This is a genomic window from Methylobacter sp. BlB1 (genome assembly GCF_015476545.1).
GTDB lineage: Bacteria > Pseudomonadota > Gammaproteobacteria > Methylococcales > Methylomonadaceae > Methylobacter.
On sequence record NZ_JADMKV010000092.1, the window covers coordinates 1 to 12,289 of the forward strand.

A 12,289-nucleotide genomic window follows, 5' to 3' on the forward strand; every position below is an offset into this window, starting at 1 on the left:
CAGGGTTATCACTTAAGAATGATAAATGGCTGTCCAATTGGTGGGGTCCACTTCTCTCATATAAAGCCGCGCATCTGTTTGTAATATTTCTCACTTATAATTTGAGCTCAACATTAAAATCCATTTTGACTATTCTTAACGCCTTAATGACAATGTAACTTCGTACTTAGTGGAATATAGCAACCTATGCAGCCGAATCATGCCCAAGACAAAGCAATAGTCGCTCAATCCGCGATTCATGTTTATTTCCTTGTCACACCAGAAGTTCACCTGTTGGATCTGGCCGGGCCTATCCAGGCATTTCATGAAGCACAGCTTATCCATAGTGGTTTTGTTATCCATTTTGTCGGTTTTGATTCTGAGGTAACGAGCCGGCAGGGCATGGGAATCAGCGGGCTAAAATTACCGCCCGCGGAATTGCCGCCACATTCAATTGTTATCGCCTGCGCCAGCCGCTACCATGTTGATATCTATAGCGACCCCGCCAGCCAGAAGAGCATTACGTGGTTGAAAAATGTCCCGCATAAAGACACGACTCTAGCCAGCCTATGCACAGGCGCTTTTTTGTTAGGCAAGGCAGGCTGGTTGGACGGAAGGGAATGCACTACTCATCACACCCTGACCGCTCAGCTTCAACGGGATTTTCCGAAAGCGAATGTGGTGTCGGACAGAATCCATGTAAAATCCGGAATGGTATGCACGAGCGCCGGGGTTACTGCCGGTATCGATCTTTGTCTGGACATAATTGAAGACATGGCTGGCGCCTATTGTTCGATTGCGGTTGCCAGAGAGTTGGTGGTTTGCCGACGCAGAATGGCCAATGATCCCCAAATATCCAGCCATCTGAGCTTCAGAAATCATATCAGTCCATTTGTTCATTCCGTCCAGGATTATATTGCTTGTCATTTCAATGAAAAACTGTCGCTCGCCCGGCTGTCTTCGCAGTTCCGGGTATCTCAACGCCACCTGCAGCGTTTGTTCAAAACATATACCGGCATGACAGTGCGGGATTACATAGCAGAGCTGCGGCTTGAAGAAGCCAGACATATTATTAACAGAGGCGAAACGATTGAAAGAGCCGCGCATCAAGCTGGTTTCAATGCCGCGTCATCGCTTCGTTCCGCCTGGAAAAGAAAATATTACAGCCTGCCCAGCCAGACTTTGACTAGATAATCAGTCTCGTCTATTTGGAGCATCCAATTCATAAGTATCCGCCGAGCCAAATTGTTCGAGCATAAACCCTATTGCGGATTCTACAGCTTGCTCGGCGGCTTCCTTATTGTATCGAATGGGAACGTCCCCGCCCTTTCCTTGATAAGCATATGGATCAAAGAACAGACTGTCCGGCCTGTTAAGATCAAAGGCATGGGTAGCGTCCTCCAGTTCCAGAACCTGAACCTGTTTCCTGTCTTCGTCAGACAAACTAGATGCCAGGGCCGTGCAATCGTCTGGAGCATCATACACATCCTCCTTGCCTGAAATAATCAGCACCTGTCGGCCATCCTGAATTTGGTTGAAAGTGTATCCCGGCACTTTGTTATAAACCCAACAGACAGGGTAATTTGCCACCAAGCCATGCAGTACATTTGACTGTGGCGTGTCTTCTCCCGCCATTAACATGGCAACTACCCCGCCCCAGGAAAATCCAATCAATCCTAGTTGGTTCTTCTGAATGTCGATGCGGGATTGCAGGTATTGTATGGCCCCATAAATGTCAGGCAGCGTTTCGCGTACATGAGCGGGGCGAGACAAGCCTCCGTCCAGTCCTCGAGCAGCCCACATATCTAATTCCAAAGTAGCAATACCTGCTTGATTCAAGTGCAAGGAATAGAGTTCCCCTCTCTCGTCCACACCGCCTGAGCCATGTACGACAATGACAGCAGGCACCGGTCCTTCCATACCGGTAGGAATTGCAAAACGGGCGCTAATTGTAAGGGGTATGGCTTCACTATCATCGGGATCAAATGAAGGGAATGCAACGTAATTGTGCTTAATGCGTGGCGCGTCATCGCCGGTTGCAGGCGCTGTAAATTTACTATCATCAGAATCAGATGAATGGATTTTGACGCGATTGTGCTTAATGCGGGGAGCGTGAGCTATAGAATCAGCGCTTATTATCGGTGAAAAGAAAAATGCCAAGGTGCTTAGAATAAATAAATACTTATGCTTCATTTGATCAACTCTTTATTCAATTATCAGTCGCCCTCAGCAGATATTAAGCAGATTCCAAGAAAAACGGTTTAGATTCAATATAAGTCAAAGGCCTGCATGCAATGGCTAATGCCTGTTTGATATCCGCTATAATGTCGTCAGGTTCCTCAAGACCTACACATAGCCGAACGAGATTATCGGTAATGCCATTGTTTATTTTTTCTTCTCTACTGTATTTGCCGTGAGTGGTAGATGCAGGATGCGTAATCATCGATTTTGCATCCCCTATATTGGTACAACGTGAAACAAGAGCCAGCGCATTAATAAATGCCCAAGCCTCCTCCTTTTTTCCTCGAAGAGTGAAACTTATGATTGGAGTATGACCCGATTGCTGGCTCCTGATCACATTTGCACTCGCATGGCGCTCATCCATTGTTGAATACACTTCTTCTACTTCGGGCTGTAATATCAACCATTCGTAAATTTTTCTTGTGTTGCACTCATGCAGCATCATTCTGGCTTTTAGTGTGTCCAGACCTTTGCTGAAAATCCAGGCGTTAAACGGGCTCAAGCAAGTGCCGGAGCTTCGCAGGTATTGTTTTAAGGGAGAAATCAATTTCTTACTACCGGCAATTGCACCTCCGACGCATCTTCCCTGTCCATCGATGAATTTGCCTGTGGAATGCAGCACCAGGTCAGCCCCATGCCTGAGGGGTTTCTGGAATGTGGGACTCATTAATGTATTGTCCACAATCAAAAGTGCGCCAAATTGTCTGGCTATTTGGCCTAAAGCAGATAAATCGGCGACTTTCATCATCGGATTTGTTGGCGATTCGACAACCATTAACTTGGTATTGTCTTGCATGGCATTTTTCCATGCGTTCATGTCATCAACACAGACGGATGTTGCAGTAATGCCAAACTGTCCAAAATATTGGCGAAATAAATGACTGGTCGTGCTGAAAATTCCACTTGCCAGAACAACATGGTCGCCCTGCTTTAAAAATGTAATGGCAATAGCTAAATAAGCAGACATGCCCGATGACATCGCAACACAGGACTCTGCCTCTTCCATAATAGCCAGTTTTTGTTCAAAACTTTCAACGGTTGGGTTGGTAAAACGACTGTAGACATTGCCAATCTGCTCACCGCTGAATCGAGCACTGGCTTCTTCAGCAGAACTGAAGTCATAACCCGATGTTATTGCAATGGCTTCCGAGTGGCTATCGGACATCATTGGAAGAGGGGCATGAATACTTAGGGTTGTTGTTTCCATTTTGTGCATCCTTTTAACTTAAAAATATTAATTGCAATTCAAACTCGTAATTTAAAAATTGCTATTGTTAATACCATTTTATATTCCTACTTCTATTCTGAGTTGCCTGTATGTTTTTTGGTGATGTTTTCCTCGACGGAAGTTGTAATTTTGGAACATTATTCGACGAATAACAGTGACTGTGCTGAGTATCTTTGTAGAAATCCGGGGACGGTGAATTCTGGGTTCCGCTTATTGAGCCGATATACGCTGTAAACCGCTCTATGCCATGGATGGAGCAACTTCCTTCCTCTCAAACCTATTCAATATCAGGCCTACAAATACAGATAACATACAGAATCCCATGACAGATAATGTGACGAGGTCATAACTTTGCGTGAATTCATAGGTCATGCCGCCAAGCCAGGCCGTGAGAAACACCATTAATTGGTGGACGGTAAACAGGAAACCGAACATTTTCCCTTTAATTTCCGCGCCGTAGCAGCGCAGGCACATCACGGAAGTAATGATTACTGTGCCCATATAAGTCAAACCAAAAACAGTTGCAAAAGCTAAATAATGCCATGTATCGCTTGCAGAATGCAGAATCAGCATTGAAAAGGTACGAAGCGTGTAAAGTATAGCCAAAAGCATAGCGGGTGCCGAAAAACGCAATAGCCATCCTACAACAAACGCGCCAATTAACTCAGCGGCACCTAGAATGCTCAAGGTTGAAGCGACCAAGACCGCACCTGTGGGCTCACCGGATAATCTTTCTTGCATCATAGGCACCAAGTGGACATCTATATAAGCCATTGACGCGCCGCAACCGGCAAAAGATATAGCCAGCAGTATGAAAATAGGACGCCGAAGCTGGCTTAATACATTATTATCAGGAATTCTGGCTCCAGGTTGAGGAGACGCATTATTAGGGAATAGTCTGGATAACCACATGACGCCGGGGACAACTACCAACAGAAACGCAATAGCAATACATAAGCTGATCTGCTGCCACGGCACAAAGGTATTTAACCAAACCCACAATGGAGACAACACCATGAACCCTATTGACGTTCCGTTAGTGATGGCTGCATACGCCATGCCTTTTTGATCATCCTGGAATATTTTGTCAATCAATAAGCCAAGAGGGACAAATGTCATAGCGGCTAATGCATAAGCCGCTAATACGCCAAATAAAAACATGAAGCCCCAGAAGTTCACTGTAATACTTAACGCTAAATACGCCAATACTGTTGAAAACGCGCCGGTCAGGATTGTTTTCGCGGGGCCATATCGATCACAGACCCAGCCTACAAATGGCGAAACCACCCCCAGTACAAGCCCGAAAACAGCGCCTGTCAATGCAAAGGTATCCCTCCCTTGACCGAATAGTTTTACCAGGTCAAGGAAGTAAACTTGATAACTGCCCTTAATAGAAGAGGCCAGAAAAGTGACAAAAAAGCCAATGACTACGGCCACTATCCGATGTTTTCGAGATATGTTCATTTTATGCTTCCGCTAATTGAGCTTGACCCAAGCCAAGGTGATCATGAACGCCCTGATACATGCCATAAAATAATTTACATGTCGTATTAATAGCTTCTAAGGACTCCTGCTGCATCTTTTCCGTTGTACACAGGTCAGCAAGCAAGTCCATTCCCTGACGAACATGACCGACATCCTCTTTCTGATGCACGGAGAAAAACAATAAGTCTTCTTCTTTCAAATTGTATACTTTGCCAAAAAGAGTATGGCGCGCTTCCCCGGCAACGGTCTCCAAGTTTTGCCCTTCACTGGCTACCAGTACCGCTGCCGCGCCAATATGGTAACGTTCTTTATCCAGGCAGGCGCTCATTCGATAACTGATGAGTTCCTGAGTCGGTTTCAATGCAGTCGCACGGTCGCGCTCTTCATCCGAAATGCCGATAGCACGTATGAAATCCTCCATCAAAACAACATGATTCTTTGTCTTGGAAAGATTGCCCGTTTCTTCTTCGTACATATTGTGAAGTAAATGCTTCTTGTGCTTTTCCAAGGGACAGTGGAAGAACAGGTTTTCGATGTAAGCCAAAAAGTGTTTGGTTAACTGATAACCTTGCAATGTAGTGAATTTAAGCAACTCTTTATCAGGTTTATTTTCATCCAGAAGATATTTGAATAAAGGGTGCCCAACGGTTAAATGTCCGTTCAATTCGTCTGTCATGGCTGTCTTGAACTCTTTCTTGTCCATCATGGTAAAAAATCCTCACTAAATATATAACTTAAATCGCTGCAAAAGATCGTACGCCGATTGCTTCATAAAATGCCCCTCATAGCTGATGCCTTGATAACGGCTATAATCCGGCAGTACGCCATAGGTTTCAAAACCACACATCACCCATGTTTTATGGGCGCGGGTATTTGCTCTAACGTCAAGAGTAATCAGCTCAACCCCATTTTCTATGCAAACTTGCGCAATGTAAGCAAGGCTCCTCTTCAGAATCTTGCCCCTGTGTTCAGGGTGAATGAATCCTTTTTGTAAATCACAAATGTGCTGAGTCGTTTGTTGATGGCTTCTTTTAAGCATGCAGCAAAAAACAAGCTGGTCTGATGTTCTTCCCAGAACCAATTGCAGTGTGCCCAAGGCGATTTCATGTTCCAGGCTGTCCGCATATCTACTGACATTGCTCCCGGTAAAGCGATCATCAAAGCCCAGTACTGCTTCATCTTGTGCGCTCATGGCCAGCAGCAGCATCAAATTGGCACGATGCGCTCGATAAGTATCGCAACAATCAATCAGAAAAAATTCGACATTTCGTTCCATCCGCTCATTCTCCTTAATACTTTAAGGAAATGATAAGAGAGAGATAAAGCAACAAAAAGCCCAAAAAATGACATTTTTTGGCTTTAAAAACGACATTAGGCGAATGGACTATATAGGGTTGTCCGACAGACAAATCTGAATAATATTCGTTTTTATACGGTTTGCAGCGGACGGGGGCAATAGTTCGGCCGGTTTTGCACAAGCCGAATTTCAGGAAATGCGCTTGTGAATTCACATTGGCAGCAGTTGCATACCTTAGCAACGCCGGCTCAAGCTGTTGCCAAGCTCATAGACCAGCACCAGCCAACTTAGCATCTCATAACCATCCATCAAGCGGTTATCCGGCGTTGCATGGGGCATACAGTACCGCTTGGTTATAGCATTCATCGTCCGCCTTGCTGATGAGACATATGAATGAGGAAACACGCTGAACTGCACGGACGATATGAATATCTTTTCGACTGACCTAGGCTATCACCCCATTTTCAAACCGACATAAAAACCCGCAGCGCCACTGACGCCCTTGCTGGTAATGTTAGATAAGCGATTGATCAGGAAATTGCCGGACTGCTGTGCGACTTCGGTTGCCGCGCTTGCCGCACCCTGCAATTGGGCTTCACTGACGCTGACAATGCCGTAGTATTCGGACACGAACAGCAGCACCACCGCCCCACCGCCCATGAACAACGCTACCTTCAGCATTTTTTTGGCGAAATAGCCGACCGCCAGGCCGATGATGAAAGGAGCCCCCACATTAGGGATCATAAAAGCCGAAGAAAAAATATCGGTGGAGGATGCGCTGTTGATTGCTTGGTCACTGCTCATAATTTGTGTTTCTCTACTGTTATGGCTGATTCCAGCCAGACTGGAAAAAAGCCGACATTTTAATCATTTTCTAGCTGGACGCCAGTTCATTAAAAGCGGCCTGTCAAATATTCCCAGTCATAAGCAGCCCCACTTATTGATTTTGACCCGCTGGCAGGAAAAAATAGCAATTCACTGATTCAAAAGAATTTACTATGCACTATCCCATCAAAGTAGCTGGCGCCAAACCTGCCGGCATCATCGAAGTATTCTCGCCTTATGACGGCAAACGCGTAGGTTCCATTGAAACCATTGATGAGACAGGGGCCGAGCAGGCATTAAAAAACATGTATGAGCTGTTCCGCGACCGCAAAAACCGGCTGCCGGCCCATGAACGCATCGTCATCCTGGAGCGTACGATCGCGCTCATGCAGGAACGTACTGAGCAATTCGTGGCCACGGCCGTAGCTGAAGGCGGCAAGCCTTACAAGGATACTCAAGTCGAGCTGGCGAGAGCGCTCGACAGCCTCAGGATCTGTATTGATTGCATCCGCACAGAGCGCGGCACGGAAATTCCGATGCAATTAAATCCGGCCTCCATGCACCGGCTGGCTTTTACGCACAGGGAGCCTATCGGCCCTGTAGTGGCGATCAGCGCATTCAATCATCCAATCAATTTGATCGTCCATCAGGTTGGGCCCGCCATCGCCGCAGGCTGCCCTGCCGTTATCAAGCCGGCGCGCGACACGCCTCTATCGGCTTTTGCGCTGGTAGATACCTTGCGCGAAGCCGGTCTGCCCGATCTCTGGTGTCAGCCCGTTGTAGAAAATGACATCAAAGTCGCCGAACAATTGGCGACCGATCCGCGTGTCGCCTTTTTAAGTTTTATCGGCAGCGCCCGTGTCGGCTGGATGCTGCGCTCAAAACTGCCGCCCGGCACGCGCTGCGCGCTGGAACATGGCGGCGTGGCCCCAGTCATTGTAGCCGAAGACGCCGATCTTGAACGCGTGCTGCCATTGCTGGCCAAAGGCGGCTTTTATCATGCCGGACAAGTTTGCGTGTCGGTACAGCGCATTTATGCGCATGAATCGATAGCTCGAAAAGTAGCAAGCGGGCTGGCGGTCTTGGCCGACAAGATGATAGTCGGCGACCCGGCCTATCCGGACACGGATTGCGGTCCGCTGATCCGGCACAGCGAGGTTGACCGCATTGAAGCCTGGGCGAATGAAGCCATTGCCGAGAATGCTGAACTGATCGCGGGAGGCAAGCGGCTTTCGGACTCGCTGTACAGGCCGACGGTGTTATTGAATGCGTCGCCGGACAGCAAGATCAGCCGGCAGGAAGTCTTCGGGCCGATCGTGTGCGTTTATGAATACAGCCGCCTGGATGACGCCATCGAACAGGCCAATGCCCTGCCTTATGCCTTCCAGGCTTCAGTGATCACGCAAAACATCGATACCGCCCTGTACGCTTACAAGCATCTGGCGGCATCGACCGTTCTGATTAACGATCACACAGCTTTCCGTGTGGATTGGATGCCGTTTGCGGGCCTGCGTGAGTCCGGCCTTGGAACCGGCGGCATTCCTTGTACGTTCCGCGATATGCAGATCGAGAAAATGGCTGTCTTCCATTCGCCGGCCTTATAAGCGGCTATACCTGTATATCCGCCAGATTTCCTTTCGTCTCCAGCCATATTTTCCTGTCCTGCGCGCGTTTTTTCGCCAGCAATAAATCCAGCTGGGCATTGGTATCGTCTTCTTCCTGTACCGTCAATTGCACGAGCCGGCGCGTATCGGGGTTCATGGTCGTTTCACGCAATTGGCTGGGATTCATTTCGCCCAGACCTTTGAAGCGCTGGACGTTGATCGTCCCCTTGAGCTTTTCGGCCTTGATGCGGTCCAGCACGCCCTGCCGTTCGGACTCGTCCAGGGCATAGAACACCTTCTTGCCGATATCGATGCGATATAAAGGCGGCATGGCCACAAACACGTGCCCTGCCTTCACCAGCGCCGGAAAATGCTGATAGAACAAGGCGCAGATCAGAGTAGCAATGTGGTTGCCGTCGGAATCGGCGTCGGCCAGAATGCACACCTTGCCGTAGCGCAGGTTTTGCAAGTCATTGGAGCCGGGTTCGATGCCCAAAGCCACGGCAATATCATGAACTTCCTGCGAAGCCATGACCTGATTCGAATCCACTTCCCAAGTATTGAGGATCTTGCCGCGCAACGGCATGATCGCCTGAAAGTCGCGCTCGCGCGCCTGCTTGGCCGAACCGCCGGCCGAATCGCCCTCGACCAAAAACAATTCGGTTCTGGCAATATCCTGCGCCGAACAGTCGGCCAGCTTGCCCGGCAAGGCGGGGCCGGCCGTAATTTTCTTGCGGACTATTTTTTTATTCGAGCGCAGCCTTTTCTGGGCGCTGAAAATAATGATTTCGGCAATTTTCTCGCCTTCGGCCGGATGCTGGTTCAGCCACAGGCTGAAGCTGTCTTTGGCCACGCCGGACACGAACGCTACGCATTCGCGGGAACTGAGCCGTTCCTTGGTCTGGCCTGAAAACTGAGGATCTTCCAGCTTGACCGAAAGCACGAAATGGCAGTTTTCCCACACATCCTCGGGCGCCACCTTGACGCCGCGCGGCAGGATGTTTCTGAAGTCGCAGAACTCGCGCATCGCTTCGGTCAAGCCGGCGCGCAAACCATTGACATGCGTGCCGCCCTGCGCCGTCGGCACCAGATTGACGTAGCTTTCGGCCAGCATTTCGCCAGGATTTTCGATAGCCCAGACGACGCCCCATTCGACGGCTTCATGGCTCGCGGACATATTGCCCATGAACGGCTGCTGCGGGTAAAACTCGATATCGCCGACACGGTCCAGCAGATATTCCTGCAAGCCGTTCTGGTAGCACCAGACAATCTCTTCCTCCGGCTGCTCGACCTTCAGCGTTATTTTCAGACCCGGGCACAGCACCGCTTTCGCGCGCAGCACCTGTTTCAGCCGGGTGACGGAAACCTTGCTGGAGTCGAAATACTTTTCATTGGGCCAGAACTTCACCGAAGTGCCCGTATTGTTGCGACCAACCGTTCCTACTTCGGTCAGTTCGGTCTGCTTGTCGCCATTGGTGAATTCCATGCGATAGACTTTGCCGTTGCGCTTGACCTCAATTTCCAGTTTCTGTGACAAGGCGTTGACGACCGAAACACCGACACCATGCAGGCCGCCGGAAAACTGATAGTTTTTATTGGAGAATTTGCCGCCCGCATGCAACTGGGTCAAGATCACCTCGACGCCGGGTATGCCTTGCTCGGGATGGATATCGACCGGCATGCCGCGGCCGTTGTCGGTGACCGAAACGGCGCCGTCCTTGTACAAAACGACATCGATGCTGTCGGCATGCCCTGCTATCGCTTCGTCAACACTATTATCAACGACTTCCTGCACCAGATGATTGGGCCGGGTGGTATCGGTATACATGCCGGGGCGTTTGCGCACCGGTTCCAGTCCGCTTAAGACCTCTATGGCCGCCGCGTTATATTCATTACTCATACTTCGTAATCACTCACATCCGAGTTTAATGCCATTGTTAACCGTACATCGTACCATTAACATGAATATTTCACCACGAAGTACACAGAGAACACGAAGACTCTGAAATTCAAATGGTTGCAGATATTTTCTGAAAAATTCATGAGCTTATAAAAAATATCAAGACCATGATTTTCTTCATGAATTCTCTGATTTTAAGAAATATCCGGGCCAGCCTTGAACCGATAAAAGCAAACTCACCCCAAACAAAGCCCCTGCTCGCTTTCTGCCAACACTATCTTTCCAACGTAGGTTTTTAACAAGGACGAGGCGCATTCTTCCTGGTCACTTGCCCGCCAATTTCATATATAATGCCCGGCTTAATTTGTACACCGTATCGTTAAAATATTTTTATCCCTATGCCGAAAAAGAAAAGCTCGACTTTATTCGAAGACTCGCTTGCGGAACTTGAGCAGCTGGTTACGCAGCTGGAACAAGGCGAGATTTCGCTGGAAGAATCGCTAAAGTCATTTGAACGCGGGGTCAATCTCACCCGTACCTGTCAAAAAGCCTTGCAGGAGGCGGAGCAAAAAGTTCAGATCTTACTGGAAAAAAACGGCACTCAAACCCTGGAGCCCTTTACTGATGAGTAATGCATTAAAAGAATACCTTAGCTTTTGCCAAAACCGTGTAGAGAGGGCTCTGGAAGCGCGTCTTCCCAGCGAAAACATACTGCCGAAGAAGCTGCATGAAGCTATGCGCTATTGCGCGCTGGACGGCGGCAAGCGCATGCGCCCGATGCTGGCGTATTGTACCGGCAAAACACTGGGCATTGCTCCGGAAGCGCTCGACGGACCGGCCTGCGCGGTCGAATTCATTCATGTCTATTCGTTAATCCATGACGACCTGCCGGCCATGGACGATGATGAACTCAGACGCGGCAAGCCTACCTGCCACGTCGCCTTTGACGAAGCGACCGCCATTCTGGCCGGCGACGCCTTGCAGGCTTTGGCATTTGAAATACTCGCGCACGACCCTACCATGACTGTCGATGCCGAAAGCCGCCTCAAAATGATCACGATGCTGGCAAAAGCCAGCGGTTCCCAAGGCATGGTCGGCGGCCAGGCTATAGACCTTGAATCCGTGGGCACCAAGCTGAACCTGCCGGAGCTGGAAAACATGCATATCCACAAAACCGGCGCTTTGATCCGTGCCAGCGTCAATATGGCGACCCTGGCGAAGCCCGACATCGATCATAATGTAGCGGCCAAGCTTGACCATTACGCCAAATGCATCGGCTTGTCTTTCCAGGTCAAGGACGACATTCTGGACGAAGAAAGCGATACGGCTACCTTAGGCAAAACCCAAGGCAAGGACAGGGACAACGACAAACCCACTTATCCTGCCTTGCTGGGCTTGTCCGGCGCCAAACAGAAAGCGCAGGAACTGCATGAACAGGCCATTGACAGCCTGAGCATTTTCGGCAAAGAAGCCGACTTACTGCGTGACTTGTCGCTTTATATCATCCAGCGGGATCATTAATTACCGATTTGATTACTCAGGAATTAATCTGCATAATCCCGCAATTGCCTGAAAGAAATGCCGATTAAAGGAAGTTGATTTATACATGTACAAACCCGGTAATTATCCTATCCTGGATACGATCCATTATCCTGCCGATGTCCGAAGGCTCAGCAAAGACCAACTGCCGGCCCTGGCCCGGGAGCTGCGCGAGTACCTGACCCACACGG

General features: G+C 49.0%; 11 protein-coding genes. 4 read left to right on the forward strand and 7 right to left on the reverse strand.

Annotated elements, in window-relative coordinates:
• The first annotated feature begins 186 nt into the window (after positions 1 to 186).
• Positions 187 to 1,173: a GlxA family transcriptional regulator gene (locus IT781_RS20390; RefSeq protein WP_194972010.1), complete on the forward strand. Its 987-nt coding sequence runs from the start codon at positions 187 to 189 to the stop codon at positions 1,171 to 1,173.
• Here IT781_RS20390 and IT781_RS20395 read toward each other — a convergent pair whose 3' ends face one another.
• The 6 genes from IT781_RS20395 to IT781_RS20420 all read right to left on the reverse strand — a co-directional run bounded on the left by IT781_RS20395 (position 1,174) and on the right by IT781_RS20420 (position 7,034).
• Positions 1,174 to 2,172, reverse strand: coding sequence for a dienelactone hydrolase family protein (locus IT781_RS20395; RefSeq protein WP_194972011.1), 999 nt, complete (start codon positions 2,170 to 2,172; stop codon positions 1,174 to 1,176).
• 43 nt (positions 2,173 to 2,215) lie between these two features.
• Complete coding sequence (locus IT781_RS20400) at positions 2,216 to 3,427, reverse strand: aminotransferase class I/II-fold pyridoxal phosphate-dependent enzyme (protein WP_194972012.1); 1,212 nt, start codon at positions 3,425 to 3,427, stop codon at positions 2,216 to 2,218.
• 261 nt (positions 3,428 to 3,688) lie between these two features.
• Positions 3,689 to 4,912 (reverse strand): MFS transporter, encoded by a 1,224-nt coding sequence (locus IT781_RS20405; protein WP_194972013.1) that lies wholly within the window; start codon positions 4,910 to 4,912, stop codon positions 3,689 to 3,691.
• Between the two features lies 1 nt (position 4,913).
• Positions 4,914 to 5,639 carry a TenA family transcriptional regulator gene (locus IT781_RS20410; RefSeq protein ID WP_194972014.1) on the reverse strand — a complete coding sequence of 242 codons (726 nt, stop codon included), beginning with the start codon at positions 5,637 to 5,639 and terminating at the stop codon, positions 4,914 to 4,916.
• A gap of 15 nt (positions 5,640 to 5,654) precedes the next feature.
• Positions 5,655 to 6,209, reverse strand: coding sequence for an N-acetyltransferase (locus IT781_RS20415; RefSeq protein ID WP_194972015.1), 555 nt, complete (start codon positions 6,207 to 6,209; stop codon positions 5,655 to 5,657).
• A 474-nt stretch (positions 6,210 to 6,683) separates the two neighbouring features.
• The gene (locus IT781_RS20420; RefSeq protein ID WP_194972016.1) at positions 6,684 to 7,034 is read right to left on the reverse strand and encodes an FUN14 domain-containing protein; all 351 of its coding nucleotides are present in this window, start codon (positions 7,032 to 7,034) and stop codon (positions 6,684 to 6,686) included.
• 194 nt (positions 7,035 to 7,228) lie between these two features.
• Between IT781_RS20420 and IT781_RS20425 the strand changes: the two genes are divergently transcribed.
• Positions 7,229 to 8,659, forward strand: coding sequence for an aldehyde dehydrogenase family protein (locus IT781_RS20425; RefSeq protein WP_194972017.1), 1,431 nt, complete (start codon positions 7,229 to 7,231; stop codon positions 8,657 to 8,659).
• A 4-nt stretch (positions 8,660 to 8,663) separates the two neighbouring features.
• On the opposite strand, the gene parE is transcribed toward IT781_RS20425, so the two are convergent.
• Entirely contained in the window at positions 8,664 to 10,559 is a 1,896-nt protein-coding gene (parE, locus tag IT781_RS20430; RefSeq protein ID WP_194972018.1) for a DNA topoisomerase IV subunit B, read from the reverse strand.
• 398 nt (positions 10,560 to 10,957) lie between these two features.
• Here parE and IT781_RS20435 point away from each other — a divergent pair, with 398 nt between their 5' ends.
• The gene (locus tag IT781_RS20435) at positions 10,958 to 11,191 is read left to right on the forward strand and encodes an exodeoxyribonuclease VII small subunit (protein ID WP_194972019.1); all 234 of its coding nucleotides are present in this window, start codon (positions 10,958 to 10,960) and stop codon (positions 11,189 to 11,191) included.
• Positions 11,184 to 12,080 carry a (2E,6E)-farnesyl diphosphate synthase gene (gene ispA / locus IT781_RS20440; protein ID WP_194972020.1) on the forward strand — a complete coding sequence of 299 codons (897 nt, stop codon included), beginning with the start codon at positions 11,184 to 11,186 and terminating at the stop codon, positions 12,078 to 12,080. The genes IT781_RS20435 and ispA overlap by 8 nt, the downstream gene beginning before the upstream one ends.
• The last annotated feature ends 209 nt before the right edge of the window (positions 12,081 to 12,289 follow it).